Genomic DNA, 17,413 nt, shown 5'->3' with positions numbered 1-17,413 from the left:
TGTTTATTTAAAGAATGAAGAAAACTTTCTTTTATGGTGAGATTAGGTCAAATATGGAAATTCCAAAAATACTTTCTGTAAACAAATTAGTAATATCATTCATATAAATTGTATCAACAAACTGCTGCGCAAAAAAGTTTTACAGATTTTTTAGTGTAAATGGAGAAATAGGATACTAAAAGTGTATATTGACTGCCAAAAAATTGTGCGTTGCTATAAAAAAATAGCAATTGCGTTTGTTGTTTTAGCTCTTTCTTACTCTTGGGCATTCGCTACTCCTCAAGAAGCCTATCCTGATAAGTATGCTGCTATCGTTATAGATGCAAATACAGGAAAAACTCTATTTCAAGCCAATGCAACATTAAAACGTTATCCCGCTTCTTTGACAAAAATGATGACGCTTTATCTGCTTTTTGAAGCTATGCATATGCGTCGTGTAACACCCAATACCCCAATCCTTGTCTCACGGAATGCAGCAACACGCCCACCCACAAAACTTGGACTTAAAACAGGACAAACAATTTCTGCACAAGAAGCCGCTAAAGCACTCATTACACGATCAGCAAATGATGTTGCTACTGCGATTGCCGAATATCTTGGTGGCAATGAAAAAAAATTCGCACGAATGATGACAGCTAAAGCTCGCAAACTTGGTATGATAAATACTCATTTCGCAAATGCTTCAGGACTTCCGGATGTGCGCAATTATTCTACAGCACGAGATATGGCTACTTTGTCATTGGCCTTACGCAAACATTTTCCACAACAGTATAAATTGTTCAAAATAAAAAGTTTTATTTTCCATGGACATACCGTAAACACTCACAATAAATTAGTCAAAACAATGAAAGGCGTCGATGGAATTAAGACAGGATACACACAAATGTCAGGTTCTAATTTAGCGACTTCTATGCGTATTGAAGGGCGCTCTATCGTTGCTGTCGTTATGGGAGGTAAATCCTCCACCGCACGCGATAAGCATATGGCCAGCTTATTGAGCCAATATTTACCCAAAGCAAGCCGCATGAAAAATGATGGACGTTTAATGGCTTCTGCACACTATAACTTACCCAATGGCGCTCAAACTCCTATACCACCTGTTAAAGCTGATCCAACCGATTCCGATGATGAAATTTCTACTCTATTGACAGCATTTGCAGAACAATCTAGAAATTCCAATACAGCAATAGCCGCTGTAAACCAGGCAATTATACCAATCCCTAACCCTCAAAAAGCTATATCTGTTAAAATTAATGAAATTGTTACGGCCTCTTTGTCCACAAACGCTGGATGGGCTATCCAAATTGGTTCTCTTCCTAGTAAAAAACAAGCAGAAACTTTACTTTTAAAAGCAAAAAATAAAGCCTACTCCGCTTTAAAGAACGCATCTTCACATATGCAACTTTTTGAAAAAAACAAACGTCGTTATTATCGTGCACGGTTTGTAGGATTTCAATCAAAAAAAGCTGCATTTAATGCTTGTTCTCTATTAAAGAAAGCAAATTTTAACTGCTATACTGTAGCTTATTAAAGGTTTTTGAATTCTGCGTTAAGGATAGTACCATGACACATAATGCTCTTGCTTCATCCACTGAAAAAGAAAAATTATTGAAGCAATCATTTCTTCTTTCATTGCGTTCTCTTCAAGATGCTGCAACAAAACTTGCTGGCTTAAAGCACACTCCTGCTCCCTTAAACACGCAGTCTCTTGTTAACCTTTTCATTTGCCAAACAACGCGGAATCGTCGTCTTATTATGCCTCCTGTACGAATTCATTTACGCGTTGCAAGCCAAACGCATAGCGTACCTATTAAAATCCGCCTTGGTGCAACAAATGTCTAATTCTATAAATAATTTCCATAAGGATTATTTTGTTAATAAAAGTTTTCACACCCCATTATCTACAATCTTTAAAAACTTCTCACAAATGCATTTCTTCCTTAAACTTATAAGAATTGTAGTGAAAATTTCTGTCAAACTCTCTGAAATAGGCATTTTCAGCTTTTCAATAAAACCGCCCTAAAAAAATACGTCAAAGCACTAAATCTTAGATTATTTTGGATTTAATATCAAACATTAGCCTACATACCTTTTTATAAAAAGGTACTTCCCCATTGGAGACAAGCCCTTCTTATTGAATATTGTCGTGAATAATCCAATGAAATAAGGAAACTTCTCTTCAATGACATACAAAGCTTCCCCTCAACGTAGATAGACATTGTATAAATTGCCTACGTAGTCTTTTAAACTTTTGTTCTTTTCAATAAATAAAATCATTTTAAAATGCGATTCTCTTATCAACCAACAAGTTGCAAAAAATTTATCCGATTAAATATTGTTTTTACACTTTAACAGGATATTGCATTAACTGCGAGACCAGCTTTACTCGTTTCTTTATAGCGTTCACTCATATCATGTCCGGTCTGACGCATTGTTTCTATACAAGCATCAAGAGAAACAAAATGCTTCCCATTACCATGCAACGCAAGAGAAGAAGCTGTTACCGCCTTAACGGCCCCCATCGCATTGCGTTCAATGCAAGGAATCTGTACAAGACCTGCAACCGGATCACACGTCATTCCCAAATGATGCTCAAGTGCAATCTCTGCTGCGTTTTCAATTTGAGCCGGTGTACCACCTAACACAGCTGTCAATCCTGCAGCTGCCATTGAAGATGCTGTTCCCACTTCACCTTGACAACCCACTTCTGCACCAGAAATAGAGGCATTATGCTTGATGACACCACCAATAGCTGCTGCTGTCAACAAAAAATTATGTATTCCTTCTTGATCTGAATTATCATTAAACTGAAGATAATAACGCAAAACTGCAGGCACAACACCAGCTGCACCATTCGTCGGTGCCGTAACAACACGACCACCAGCGGCGTTTTCCTCATTCACTGCTATGGCATATACTGAAAGCCAATCATTTGCTAAAAGTGGATAATTGCGATTTTTCTTCTGGTTTTCCAAAAGCGTTTCATATAGTTTTTTAGCACGCCTTGAAACACGCAATCCACCTGGTAACTCACCTTCTTGTGAAAGACCTCTATCAATGCATTTTGTTATCGCTGAAAAAATATTATCAAGGCCTGTATTAAGCGCAGAACGCTCCATCTTTGTCTCTTCATTTAAGCGCTTCATTTCAGCAATTGATAACCCTGATTTTTCTGCCATTGATAACATTTTACGCGCAGAATCAAAAGGATATGGTACCTTAGAAGTTTTTGATTGCGTATTACCATTTATACAGTTTAATTCATCCTCAGTCACCACAAAACCACCACCGATAGAATAATAAGTCTGCCTCAAAAGAACGTTCCCATCAGCATCAAGCCCTTCAAACGCAAGTCCATTAGTATGTCCAGGTAAAACTTCCTTTCGTTTAAAAATAAGATCACTTTGCAAATTAAACCAATAAGCAGGATGGCCGTCTGGTTGCACTTTCTTTTCACGTGTAACCTTTTCTAACAGTATATCTATATTATCAGGATTAACAGTTGCGGCTTCTTCTCCTAAAAGTCCTAATATAACAGCTCTATCTGTAGCATGACCAACTCCCGTAAAAGCTAATGAACCATAAAGATAGACACGTATATGAGAAATCCCAGTATGAGATGATCTTAAAAAATTGCATCTCATAATCTCTCGCAAAAACATATTAGCAGCAGTCATCGGCCCCATCGTATGGGAGCTGGATGGACCAATACCAATTTTAAAAAGTTCAAAAACAGATAAAAACACCAATCACCTCAAAATCAAATATGAATTTTGGGGGCACGCCTTTTTATCACTTTTGTCCCATTTAAAACTAAATAGCGAGATAAGCTAAGAAAATAACAGCAATAAAAACGAATGTTGCTCGTCTTGCTACTATCCAACACTTTCTTTCTATAGCGCTTTCCATAGCCAACCTTCAAAAAACTGACAATGACCCCCGACACCCCGAACAATCATTCTTTTGATGCACCAAACGTAGTAAAATAAGTGTTAAGATGCAATATTAAAATGAAATAAGAATAAGAATTCCCACCGAAATATTTTTCATATGGACTTCAATGTCTTAAAATTTTTATGCTCAATTACACGAAAACATTCTATGGGTATGATTTAATAAAATGTACAAAATTATCGATTGGTTCGCGTTCAGTTTCAAAATTGTTTTCTGGTGCGTTCATATCGCGATAGCCGAGTGCCATACCACAGATAATATGTCGATCAGAAGGCACAGACAAAAGTGAACGAATTTGTTTATGATAATCAGCAAAAGCTGCTTGAGCACACGTATCTAATCCAAACCCACGCGCTGCTAGCATAATAGTCTGCATAAACATGCCTAAATCAAGCCAGCTTCCCATTTCCATGTCATGATCTATTGTGAACAATAATCCCACAGGTGCACCATAAAATAAAAAATTTTTTGCCTTCTGATGAAGCATTTTTTCCTGATCACCCTTTTGAATTCCAAGGCTCTTATAAAGATCCAAACCAACCTTCCGACGCCTTGAAAGATAAGGTTCACGCCATTGACGTGGATAATAATGATATTCACGCTCTCCTTTTATTCCTGAAAGGACAAGTTGTGAAAGTTCTTGTCCTACTTTCTGTAATATTTTTCCCGTCAAAACAATCACTTGCCACGGCTGGAGATTTGTTCCAGATGGCGCACGTGCTGCAAGTTTTAAAATTTCTCTAATCGTTTCCTGTGTAACAGGCTGGTCAGTAAAAGCCCGTATTGACTTTCGCGACAGAATAGATTGGAAAATATCAATAGGAGCATCCGCCATTGTTTTTACTTTCTTCTTAAAAAATAAATTTGAATATTATTGTTTTCTCATTTAACATCAATGCATTGCAAAAAATTTTGCAGCTCTTTTAGTTAGACTACTCCTCCCAAATGACTGACACATTTCACACTCTGTTCATGTCTATCATGAGAGAACAATAAAGCCTCTCTCTTTTAAGAGAAAGGCAATCCTCAAAGATGAGTAAATGAAATATATTTTAAAATCAACGATTAACCCCCAATTCGGCTAAACTCTCAAATAAAGTTTCCTCGATGCGTTCTAAATCATGCAGAAAATCATCAATATCGCGTTGCATCTGCTGTAAATCAGCCCGTTTTTTATTAACCCCTGCAATTAATTCCTTAAGCTTTTTCTCATCAGTCGGCGGTTTTCCAACCATGCTTAACATCTCGGATATTTCAGACAAAGAAAATTTAACTCTTTTAGCACGCAGTATTTGTTTTAATTTATGACGATCTGTTTGCGTATAAAATCGTGCACTTCCATGCCGGCAGGGCACAAGAAGTCCTTCTTCTTCATAATAACGTAGCGTCCGAGCAGTTATTGAAAATTCCTTTGTCAATTCACCAATTGAATAATATCCGTACATTCTATCATTCTGTCTTCATAAACCACACTCTTTACAGAAATATATCTGTTTTTTACAAAATTTCAGTCAGTGTTTTATTCTCTATTTTCTTGCATTTTTTAATAGGAGAAAGATAAAGGTCTCCGGCCATACAAGCATTGTATAGCAGAAAATCAATTATTTTTTGAATTACAATAAGAATTTTTTAGTGTTCATTATAATGCCTTTTCAATCTTTATAGAAGATATTCATAAAAAAATTCTAAAGTTATTCAAAACCAACACCTACCTTTTTTGCAGACAATTTATCCTTTATCCTTAACTCCTGGCATCTAAGCATATTAGCTTTACGCATTTTTCAACTTTAAACTATTGAAAGTAAAATTTCCAGCTGATTGCTATAAATGAGGAACTTTATAAATGGAGAAACAGAAAAGATTCCTCTCCTCATAAGAAAATGCCATAAGTACAATAAGCTTTAAAAGTGCTTGAAACAACTATCACTTATCGTTTTTACAATCGCATTTTTCAGGAAAAAACACTATTTTTGCATTTTCAGACTTAAAAAAACGCCTAAATCTCTATTTAGGCGTTTTTTACCACTGCCGGCACATATCGAAATTATTCAACAGTTGTAACAGTTGTCATGTTTGTTAACATAGCTTTAGCTACTTCGTTATTACCAGACTTGCGCTGTTCATCAACAATCAAATCATCACGAACTGCAGCAATACGACGGATTTGAGCAATCGTACCGCCTGTACCCGCAGGAATAAGACGACCGACAATAACATTCTCCTTAAGACCTTGCAAAGTATCAATCTTTCCAGAAACCGCTGCCTCCGTAAGTACTCGAGTTGTTTCCTGAAATGATGCCGCTGAAATAAAGGAGGGTGTTTGAAGAGATGCTTTTGTAATCCCAAGCAGTATAGGATTACCAGAGGCTGGTCTTTTTCCTTCTGCAAGCAAATTATCATTGATTTCATCTAATTCAATACGATCAACGTGATCACCTGGAATATAACCAGAATCTCCCGATTCAGTAATTTCAACTTTTTGCAACATCTGACGAACAATCACTTCAATGTGCTTATCATTAATTAAAACGCCCTGCAAACGGTAAACCTCTTGAATTTCATTAACAAGATAAGACGCCAAAGCTTCAACACCTTTAATCGCCAAAATATCATGAGGAGCTGGATTACCATCGAGGATATAATCTCCTTTTTCAATTTGGTCACCTTCTTGGAAGTGAAACAACTTACCCTTTGGAATCAAATATTCTACTGGCTCAAGAGTTTCATCATTTGGTTCAATAATAATACGACGCTTATTCTTATAACCACGACCAAATCGTATTGTACCACTGACTTCAGCAATAATAGCATGATCCTTTGGACGCCGCGCTTCAAAAAGCTCAGCCACACGTGGGAGACCACCTGTAATATCTTTTGTCTTGGCACTTTCCATTGGCAAACGCGCAATAACATCACCCGCCTTAACATGAGAACCAGGCTCAACAGAAAGAATAGTCTCCACTGACATCATGTAACGGGCTTCAGCTCCCTTATATTTGGCAATAGCCTCACCTTTCTTATCTGCATGGATGATAATAGCTGGTTTTAGATCAGCTCCCCTTGGATTAGCACGCCAATCAATCACTAAGCGTTTCGTGATCCCTGTAGATTCATCAGCCGTTTCAGTAACTGATAAACCATCAATCATATCCTCAAAACCTACATATCCTTCAACTTCAGTGAGAATTGGACGCGTATAAGGATCCCATTCTGCGATACGCTGGCCACATTTAACAACATCACCATCATCAACAAAAATATGTGCACCATAGCTAATACGATGTACAACACGCTCTTTTCCAGATCCATCCTTGATAAGGATAGCCATATTACGTCCCATAACCACTAAATGGCCTTCAGAATTGCGAACCACATTGCGATTACGAATCTCTACTGTACCTTCATAAGAGGCCTCTAAATGAGATGAATCAACAACTTGCGCCGTTCCTCCCAAGTGGAAAGTACGCATAGTAAGCTGAGTTCCAGGTTCTCCAATCGACTGAGCGGCAATAACACCAACTGCCTCACCCTGATTAACCGGTGTCCCGCGTGCCAAATCACGACCATAGCATTTGGCACAAACACCAAGACGCGTTTCACATGTCAAAGCAGAGCGGATTTGAACAGACTGAATTCCGGCTTCTTCAATCTTAGCAACATCAGCCTCTTCAATCATCGCACCACCTTCAAGAATAACCTCTCCAGAAACTGGATGTAGAATATCAACAAGCGCTGTGCGACCAAGAATTCTTTGCCCAAGAGACGCAACGATTTGTCCAGCATCAACAATTGGCTGCATAGTCAACCCCTTTGCAGTACCACAATCAACTGCTGAAATAATAGCATCCTGTGCAACATCAACAAGACGCCGTGTGAGATAACCAGAGTTGGCAGTTTTTAATGCAGTATCAGCAAGTCCTTTACGTGCACCGTGAGTCGAGTTAAAGTACTCGTTAACAGTAAGACCTTCCTTAAAGTTTGAAATGATCGGTGTTTCAATAATTTCACCTGAGGGTTTTGCCATCAACCCACGCATACCAGCCAACTGTTTCATCTGGTTAGCAGAACCACGCGCACCAGAATGTGACATCATATAGATCGAATTCATTGGCCGCTGACGACCTGTTTTAGGATCAAATTCGACAGCTTGAATACGTTTCATCATTTCGTCGGCAACACGATCCGTACATTTACCCCAAGCATCTACAACTTTGTTATATTTTTCACCTTGTGTAATGAGACCATCATTATATTGTTGTTCATACTCTTTAGCCAAAGCTTCCGTTTCTGCAACCAAACGCAACTTGCTATCAGGAATAAGCATATCGTCCTTACCAAATGATATTCCCGCACGACAAGCATGAGAAAAGCCAAGCTGCATAATACGGTCACAAAAAATAACCGTTTCTTTTTGCCCACAGTGTCGATAAACTTGGTCAATCATTTTAGAAATGTTCTTTTTAGTCATTTCTTGATTAACAATATCAAAGGAGATACTTGGATTTTTCGGTAAAAGCTCCCCAATGATCAAACGACCAGGTGTTGTATCATAAAGCTTAGCAACTTCTTTTCCATCCTTATCGATATTTTTAACGCGGCCTTTGATCTTCGTGTGAAGAGTTACAACCTTATTTTCCAAGGCGTGATGAAGTTCGCCTATATCGGAAAAAACCATCCCCTCGCCCGGTTCTTTTTCAGAAACAATCGAAAGATAGTAAAGACCAAGAACCATATCCTGTGATGGAACAATAATTGGGGCACCATTGGCTGGATGAAGAATATTATTGGTCGACATCATCAAAACACGCGCTTCAAGCTGTGCTTCAAGAGAAAGTGGAACGTGGACCGCCATCTGATCTCCATCAAAATCGGCATTAAAAGCAGTACATACCAATGGATGAAGCTGTATAGCTTTCCCTTCAATCAAAACAGGTTCAAAAGCTTGAATCCCCAAACGGTGCAATGTTGGTGCACGATTAAGCAAAACAGGATGTTCACGAATAACCTCATCCAAGATATCCCAAACTTCTGGATGCTCTTTTTCAACAAGCTTCTTTGCCTGTTTTACAGTTGATGAATACCCCTTTGCATCAAGCCGTGCATAAATAAATGGCTTAAATAATTCGAGAGCCATTTTCTTAGGAAGACCACATTGATGTAATTTCAATTCAGGACCTGTGACAATAACAGAACGCCCCGAGTAATCAACACGCTTTCCAAGTAAGTTTTGACGGAAACGTCCTTGCTTACCCTTTAGCATATCTGAAAGAGATTTTAGTGGACGCTTATTGGCTCCAGTAATTACACGCCCACGACGACCATTATCAAATAATGCATCAACAGCTTCTTGCACCATACGCTTTTCATTGCGTACAATAATTCCTGGGGCCCGCAATTCAATAAGTCGTTTCAATCGATTATTACGATTTATAACCCGCCGATAAAGATCATTCAAATCGGACGTAGCAAAACGACCACCGTCAAGTGGAACCAATGGACGTAAATCCGGTGGAATAACCGGTATCGTTTTCATAATCATCCACTCTGGTCTATTGCCAGATTCAAGAAAATTTTCAACAATCTTAAGCCGTTTAATGAGCTTTTTCTGTTTTAATTCCGAAGTTGTCTCGGACAATTCGGCACGCAAATCATTGGCAATTTTTTCTAACTCCATACTAGCTAGAAGTTCGTAAATAGCCTCTGCACCAATCATGGCTGTGAACTGATCTTCCCCGAACTCATCAATAGCCAGCATATATTCTTCTTCAGAAAGAAGCTGATGGAGCTTAAGGGATGTCAGCCCTGGCTCTGTGACAATATAATTTTCAAAATAGAGAACTCGCTCAATATCTTTCAAAGTCAAATCTAAAAGTGTAGAAATGCGACCTGGTAATGATTTAAGGAACCAGATATGTGCGACAGGTGCTGCAAGTTCAATATGGCCCATACGCTCACGACGTACACGTGAAAGAGTAACTTCTACACCACATTTCTCACAGATAATGCCTTTATATTTCATGCGTTTATATTTACCGCATAGACATTCATAGTCTTTAATTGGACCAAATATACGTGCACAGAAAAGACCATCACGCTCTGGCTTAAAAGTCCTATAATTAATAGTTTCAGGCTTCTTGATCTCACCATACGACCAAGACAAAATCTTCTCAGGGCTCGCAATTGAAATACGAATAGAGTCAAATGTCTGCGCTGGTGACTGAGGATTGAAAAGATTCATGACCTCGTGGTTCATGCTGTTCTCCTTCAAAGATTCTTAGAACCTGTTGTAATATCTTATTAATTTTATTACAGACCTTATTTAAAACCTGTTTTTACTTTTTAAACTGTCTGTAATAACTTAATAGAAATTCCTTTATTTAGCCTTTTCAAGACAACCAGAGCGCACTCTTTCCAGCGCGCTCGTTGAATTATTGTTCTGTTGTATCAGATAATGCACGTTGTGCAATAAGCTCACGCGCATCATCAAGTTCTACATTAAGAGCGAGTGAACGCATTTCTTTCACTAACACATTAAAGCTCTCAGGTATACCTGCCTCGAATGTATCATCACCGCGCACAATCGCCTCATAAACTTTTGTTCTCCCCGCTACATCATCCGATTTCACTGTCAGCATCTCCTGCAAAGTGTATGCTGCACCGTAAGCTTCAAGTGCCCAAACCTCCATTTCACCAAAACGCTGACCACCAAACTGCGCCTTACCACCTAATGGTTGCTGCGTAACAAGCGAATATGGTCCAATTGACCGAGCATGAATCTTATCATCAACAAGGTGATGCAATTTCAACATATAAATATACCCCACCGTCACAGGACGATCAAAAGGCTCTCCAGTACGACCATCATAAAGCGTAACCTGCCCTGAGCTATCCAAACCGGCATCTTCCAGCATCATGTTGATATCAGCTTCATGTGCTCCGTCAAAAACAGGAGTTGCAATTGAAACACCTTTCCTCATCTGTAGTGCCAATTTGTAAAGGCTCTCATTATCATACTGACGCACTGGTTCATTATGATCATCATCAGGCATAAGATTCTCTATACGCTGACGCAAAGGAAGTATATCACCAGTCTCTTGATACAAGTCCACCAAATCGCCAATCTTCTTGCCCATACCTGCACAGGCCCAACCAAGATGTGTCTCAAGAATTTGACCAACATTCATACGACTAGGCACACCGAGCGGATTCAAGACGATATCAGCATGGGTCCCATCTTCAAGAAATGGCATATCCTCTATTGGAAGAATACGTGAAACAACACCCTTATTTCCATGACGTCCTGCCATCTTATCGCCTGGTTGGATTTTACGCTTCACAGCCACAAAAACCTTTACCATCTTCATGACACCAGGGGGCATTTCATCGCCTCTTTGAACTTTTTCAACTTTATCCATAAAACGACGTTGCAAAGCTTCTTTCGATTCATCATACTGATTACGCAAAGCCTCAATTTCATTCTGAAGCTTTTCATCCTCAACCGTAAACTGCCACCACTGAGATCGTGGATAATGCCCCATTATTGTAGTATCCAGCTTCTTGTTTTTTGAAAAACCTTTTGGGCCCTCCACAGCAACTTTACCTACCAACATATCAGTAAGACGTGCATAAACATTGCGATCAAGAATCGACTGCTCATCATCACGATCTTTAGCTAAACGTTCAATTTCTTCGCGTTCAATCGCCATCGCACGCTCATCTTTTTCCACACCATGACGATTAAAAACACGAACTTCAACAACAGTTCCAAAAGCCCCAGGAGGCATTCTCATAGAAGTATCACGAACATCTGAAGCTTTTTCCCCAAAAATTGCACGCAGAAGCTTCTCTTCCGGTGTCATGGGACTTTCACCCTTTGGGGTAATCTTACCAACCAAAATATCACCAGGTTGAACTTCAGCACCAATATAGATAATTCCAGCTTCGTCAAGATTCCTTAATGCTTCCTCTGCAACATTAGGAATATCTCGCGTAATTTCTTCAGGACCAAGCTTTGTATCACGTGCTGCAACCTCAAACTCCTCAATATGAATCGAGGTAAAAACATCATCAGCAACAATACGTTCAGAAAGCAAAATAGAATCTTCATAATTGTAGCCATTCCAAGGCATAAATGCCACAAGAACATTCCGACCAAGAGCGAGATCTCCAAGATCTGTAGATGGACCATCCGCAATGATATTGCCCTTTTCTACCCGATCACCAACATGCACAAGAGGACGTTGATTAATACAAGTAGACTGATTAGAACGCTGAAATTTCTGCAAACGATAAATATCAACACCAGATTTTGAAGGATCTAAATCTTCTGTCGCACGAATAACAATACGTGTTGCATCAACTTGATCAACAATACCACTACGCCTTGCAGCAACAGCAGCTCCTGAATCGCGAGCTACTATTGACTCCATTCCCGTACCAACAAATGGTGCTTCAGCACGTACAAGTGGAACTGCCTGACGCTGCATATTAGATCCCATCAACGCACGATTCGCATCATCATTTTCCAAAAACGGAATAAGAGCAGCAGCTACTGAAACCAACTGTTTTGGTGAAACATCCATCAAATCAACATGATCGCGCGGAGCCATCAAAACTTCACCTGCATGACGGCAAACAACAAACTCTTCTGACAAACGTCCTTCAGCATCTAAGGAAGAATTAGCCTGAGCCACATAGTGTTTTGACTCTTCCATAGCAGAAAGATAAATAACTTCCGTTGTCACTTTCCCATCAATAATTTTGCGGTATGGACTTTCAATAAAACCATATTTATTAACACGCGCAAAGGTTGCTAAGGAATTAATCAGACCAATATTAGGACCTTCCGGCGTTTCAATCGGGCAAATACGACCATAATGTGTAGGATGTACGTCACGAACTTCAAAACCTGCCCGTTCACGGGTTAAACCACCTGGACCAAGAGCAGAAAGACGCCGCTTATGGGTAATTTCCGATAATGGGTTGGTTTGATCCATAAACTGTGATAATTGCGAAGACCCAAAAAATTCGCGAACAGCTGCAGCAGCTGGCTTTGCGTTAATCAAATCCTGTGGCATGACGGTATCAATTTCAACCGAGGACATACGCTCTTTTATCGCACGCTCCATACGAAGTAAGCCAATGCGATACTGATTTTCCATTAACTCCCCGACGGAACGAACGCGACGATTGCCAAGATTATCAATATCATCAATTTCACCACGGCCATCGCGCAATTCAACCAACATCTTAACCACAGCAAGAATATCTTCTTGACGCAAAACTCGGACTGTATCTGGACAATCAAGATCCATACGCAAATTCATCTTAACACGCCCAACAGCGGAAAGATCATAACGCTCCGGATCAAAAAATAACGAATGGAACATAGCTTCTGCTGTATCCATTGTTGGCGGCTCACCTGGACGCATTACACGATAGATATCAAACAATGCATCTTGCCGACTTTCATTTTTATCCACTTTTAAAGTATTACGGATATATGCCCCAATATTCATGTGATCAATATCAAGAATATCGATTTGATCCGCATTAACATCAAACAAAACTCTTAACGTTTTTTCGTCAATTTCATCACCAGCTTCAAGATAAATTTCACCTGTCTGGTAATTAACTATATCTTCTGCGAGATAGGATCCTAATAAATCGTCTTCACTGACTTTAACTGCCTTTAGACCTTTTTCTGCTAAAGCCTTCGCTGCACGAACCGTTAGTTTTTTACCAGCTTCTGCAACAACTTCACCACTGTCGGCATCTATAAGATCAGAAACAAGCTTCATGCCTTTAAAGCGATCAACAGAATAAGGAATACGCCATCCATCCCCATCTCGCTCATAGGTAACTTTATTATAAAAAGTCGACAAAATATCTGATGCATCCATCCCTAATGCCATCAAAAGACTTGTAACAGGAATTTTGCGCCGCCGATCAATACGAGCATAAATGATGTCCTTAGCATCAAATTCAATATCTAGCCAAGAACCGCGATAAGGAATAACACGAGCAGCAAAAAGAAACTTTCCTGATGAATGTGATTTTCCTTTATCATGGTCAAAAAAGACACCTGGAGAACGATGCATTTGTGAAACAATAACACGCTCCGTTCCATTAACAATAAAGGTACCATTCGTCGTCATTAAAGGCATATCGCCCATATAAACGCCTTGCTCTTTAATATCCTTGATATCTTTCGAACCTGTATCTTCATCAACATCAAAAACGATTAAACGCAATATCACCTTTAATGGTGCAGCATAAGTCAAATCACGTTGACGACATTCTTCAACGTCAAATTTTGGTGAATCAAATTGATAACCAACAAACTCGAGCATAGCTGTACCGGAAAAATCCGAAATAGGAAATACCGATTTAAAAACAGCCTGCAAGCCTTCATCTGGACGCCCGCCTTTCGGTTCCTCAATCATGAGAAACTGATCATATGATGCTTTTTGAACCTCAATAAGATTTGGCATTTCTGCCACTTCAGGAATCTTACCAAAAAACTTGCGTACGCGCTTACGACCATTGAATTGAGACGTCATTGCTAGGGTCTGAGCCATCGTCGCTCCTCGATCTTTACTCTTCAAGGTAGACTAAACCTTGAAAGCTTTACATCATTAACCTGCACATGCAGACCAGTTCATTTGATACCCAATAGTGAGTACCACCAATTTGCCCCATTCATAATAGAAATCCATTGACTTGGCTCTACAATGAGGGGACAGCAAGAGTAACCCCATACCTATTACAGCTAATGAACTGTTGGAAAAAGGGCTGCATCAATAACCTTTCCTCTTTTCAGGAGAAAGAAAATCGGCGGATATAAAAGTCCGCCGATAAAATCAAATTTATTTAAGTTCAACTTTAGCACCAGCAGCTTCAAGCTGAGATTTAATTTTTTCTGCTTCATCTTTAGAAGCACCCTCTTTAATAGGCTTGGGCGCACCCTCAACCAGATCTTTAGCTTCTTTAAGACCAAGTCCTGTAAGAGCACGAACTTCCTTAATGACATTAATTTTCTGTGCACCACCTTCAACAAGAATAACATCAAATTCTGTTTTTTCTTCAGCAACGGGAGCAGCAGCACCAGCAACAGCAGCAACAGCTACAGGAGCGGCAGCCGAAACTCCCCATTTTTCTTCAAGTAACTTAGAAAGCTCAGCAGCTTCCAAAACGGTTAGGTTAGAAAGGTCTTCTACGATCTTCGCTAGATCAGCCATTTTAAAATTCCTTTAATTAAAAGATTTGAACCATTGTTTAGAACTTATTTAAAAAATAGAAAAACATTATAACTCTTCTATCACCATGAGTACAAAACAGCCCTAAGCCGCCTTACCCTCCTGAGCATATGCGCCAATAACACGTACAACCTGACCAGCAGGAGCATTAACAACCTGTGCGATACGAGTCGCAGGAGTAGAAATCATACCCACAAGTTTTGCCCGCAACTCGTTGAGTGAAGGCAATGAAGCTAAAGATTTCACAGCATCTACACTCAAACTTGTTGCGCCCATTGAGCCGCCAAGGATAACAAATTTGTCATTGGTTTTCGCAAAATCAACAGCAACTTTCGGTGCTGTAATTGGATCTTCTGAATAAGCAATAAGTGTCTGCCCACTAAACAAATCTACTATCGATTCAGATTCCGTGCCCTGAAGAGCAATTTTAGCAAGACGGTTTTTGGCGACTTTAATGGCACCGCCAGCTTCACTCATTTTCGAACGAAGATCGTTCATCTGTGAAACCGTCAGACCGGAATAATGTGCAACAATAACAGAACCAGACTTTCGAAAAGCCTCGTTAAGCCATGTAACAAATTCGCGTTTTTCCGCTCTATTCACTGTCTCTCTCCATTTAACAGATTTTCTTAAAACAAATCTGTTGGTTACCTTTAATAACATAAAATATTTTATGTTATCGATGAGGATCCTGTCCCCTTTTCACGAACAACGATCAAAGGTAACCCTGGCTCAAACCCTTTAAGTCTTTAAACTCTACAGTTCTTACCCCAGTCTCATGCAGGTTTTTTTGATTAAGATACTCAAACAGTATCACCCACAATCTCGGACAGGATATTCCGGAATTTCTTCCGTTATAACCCAAGCTCAATAAAGCTTAGATAGCAAAATGTCGATAAAAACCGACACCTTAAATATATTTCTGATATTCACATACCCCAAAATAAAATGATAAATCTGCTCATACCTACTCTGAACGAACAGTCGCAGGATCAACTTTAATTCCAACCCCCATAGTAGAAGAAACTGCAACACGCTTAATATATTCACCTTTTGCACCTTGCGGCTTAGCTTTAATAACTGCACTAGCAAAAGCTTTAATATTCTCTACTATCTTCTCAACTCCAAAAGAAGCCTTACCGATACCAGCATGCACAATACCAGCTTTTTCAACGCGAAACTCAACAGCACCACCTTTAGAAGCTTTAACAGCATTAGCAACATCAAGTGTCACAGTACCAACTTTTGGATTCGGCATCAAATTTCGTGGCCCCAGAATCTTACCAAGACGCCCAACAAGAGGCATCATATCTGGTGTTGCAATACAACGATCAAAATCAATAGCCCCACCATTAATGCTTTCAAATAAATCTTCAGCACCTACAATATCCGCACCAGCAGTCTTAGCTTCCTCAGCTTTATCCCCACGTGCAAAAACAGCCACTCGAACATTACGTCCAGTTCCATTAGGCAAATGAACGACACCTCGTACCATTTGATCTGCATGACGAGGATCAACCCCTAAGTTCATTGAAATTTCTATTGTTTCATCAAACTTAGCAATTGCACGCTCTTTAACCATCGAAACAGCATCTTTTAAAGCGTAAAGTTCATTGAAATTAATATCTTTGCGGATATTTTTTATTCTTTTTGCTACTTTTCCCATAATATTAGCCCACCACTTCCAAGCCCATAGAGCGAGCAGAACCTTCTACCATGCGCATCGCCGCTTCAATGTCATTTGCATTAAGATCCTTCATCTTTGCTTGTGCAATTGAACGAATTTTATCGCGAGAAATACTCCCTACAGAGACTTTACCCGGCTCTTTTGAACCAGATTTCAAATTTGCTTCCTTCTTTAAGAAAAACGATACAGGAGGCGTCTTTAGAGAAAATGTAAAAGACTTATCTTGGTAATAAGTGATAATTACGGGAATTGGTGCACCCTTTTCCATTTCTTGTGTAGCCGCATTAAACGCCTTACAGAATTCCATAATATTAATACCACGCTGACCAAGAGCAGGACCAATCGGTGGAGACGGAGTAGCCGCTCCTGCAGGAACCTGCAACTTTAGCTGACCTATACTTTTTTTTGCCATAACAATCTGCCTTCAATTTCACTGGCAAGCCGACAAATCATCTTGTCTGCCACCTACTGCAGTTCAAGTGGTTCGAATTGTTAAGCCGACAAAAGCCATAAC

At 39.5% G+C, this 17,413-nt stretch carries 11 protein-coding genes; 2 read left to right on the top strand and 9 right to left on the bottom strand.

Going from position 1 to position 17,413, the window contains the following annotated elements:
• Positions 1-181 precede the first annotated feature (181 nt).
• Together AYT27_RS03190 and AYT27_RS03185 are read left to right on the top strand one after the other, a co-directional pair.
• The gene (locus AYT27_RS03190; protein ID WP_011180540.1) at positions 182-1,531 is read left to right on the top strand and encodes a D-alanyl-D-alanine carboxypeptidase; all 1,350 of its coding nucleotides are present in this window, start codon (positions 182-184) and stop codon (positions 1,529-1,531) included.
• A 32-nt stretch (positions 1,532-1,563) separates the two neighbouring features.
• Complete coding sequence (locus AYT27_RS03185; RefSeq protein ID WP_011180539.1) at positions 1,564-1,842, top strand: hypothetical protein; 279 nt, start codon at positions 1,564-1,566, stop codon at positions 1,840-1,842.
• Positions 1,843-2,348: 506 nt separating this feature from the next.
• Here AYT27_RS03185 and AYT27_RS03180 read toward each other — a convergent pair.
• From AYT27_RS03180 to rplK, 9 genes are all read right to left on the bottom strand, one after another.
• Positions 2,349-3,746 (bottom strand): L-serine ammonia-lyase, encoded by a 1,398-nt coding sequence (locus AYT27_RS03180; RefSeq protein WP_011180538.1) that lies wholly within the window; start codon positions 3,744-3,746, stop codon positions 2,349-2,351.
• Between the two features lie 353 nt (positions 3,747-4,099).
• Positions 4,100-4,789 (bottom strand): nitroreductase, encoded by a 690-nt coding sequence (locus tag AYT27_RS03175; protein WP_011180537.1) that lies wholly within the window; start codon positions 4,787-4,789, stop codon positions 4,100-4,102.
• A 223-nt stretch (positions 4,790-5,012) separates the two neighbouring features.
• Positions 5,013-5,399 carry a MerR family transcriptional regulator gene (locus AYT27_RS03170; protein WP_011180536.1) on the bottom strand — a complete coding sequence of 129 codons (387 nt, stop codon included), beginning with the start codon at positions 5,397-5,399 and terminating at the stop codon, positions 5,013-5,015.
• Between the two features lie 599 nt (positions 5,400-5,998).
• Entirely contained in the window at positions 5,999-10,207 is a 4,209-nt protein-coding gene (gene rpoC, locus AYT27_RS03165; protein ID WP_011180535.1) for a DNA-directed RNA polymerase subunit beta', read from the bottom strand.
• A 175-nt stretch (positions 10,208-10,382) separates the two neighbouring features.
• Positions 10,383-14,534 (bottom strand): DNA-directed RNA polymerase subunit beta, encoded by a 4,152-nt coding sequence (gene rpoB / locus AYT27_RS03160; RefSeq protein ID WP_011180534.1) that lies wholly within the window; start codon positions 14,532-14,534, stop codon positions 10,383-10,385.
• Positions 14,535-14,822: 288 nt separating this feature from the next.
• On the bottom strand, positions 14,823-15,194 hold the full coding sequence (rplL, locus tag AYT27_RS03155; RefSeq protein WP_011180533.1) for a 50S ribosomal protein L7/L12: 372 nt from the start codon (positions 15,192-15,194) through the stop codon (positions 14,823-14,825).
• 102 nt (positions 15,195-15,296) lie between these two features.
• On the bottom strand, positions 15,297-15,815 hold the full coding sequence (rplJ, locus tag AYT27_RS03150; RefSeq protein ID WP_011180532.1) for a 50S ribosomal protein L10: 519 nt from the start codon (positions 15,813-15,815) through the stop codon (positions 15,297-15,299).
• Between the two features lie 364 nt (positions 15,816-16,179).
• Positions 16,180-16,878 (bottom strand): 50S ribosomal protein L1, encoded by a 699-nt coding sequence (gene rplA / locus AYT27_RS03145; protein ID WP_011180531.1) that lies wholly within the window; start codon positions 16,876-16,878, stop codon positions 16,180-16,182.
• Between the two features lie 4 nt (positions 16,879-16,882).
• Positions 16,883-17,311: a 50S ribosomal protein L11 gene (gene rplK / locus AYT27_RS03140; protein ID WP_011180530.1), complete on the bottom strand. Its 429-nt coding sequence runs from the start codon at positions 17,309-17,311 to the stop codon at positions 16,883-16,885.
• Between the last annotated feature and the right edge of the window lie 102 nt (positions 17,312-17,413).

It is taken from the genome of Bartonella henselae str. Houston-1 (genome assembly GCF_000046705.1).
Taxonomy (GTDB): Bacteria; Pseudomonadota; Alphaproteobacteria; order Rhizobiales; family Rhizobiaceae; genus Bartonella; species Bartonella henselae.
Note: the sequence above shows the minus strand (reverse complement) of the source record. Positions and strands in the feature narration are given on the sequence as shown.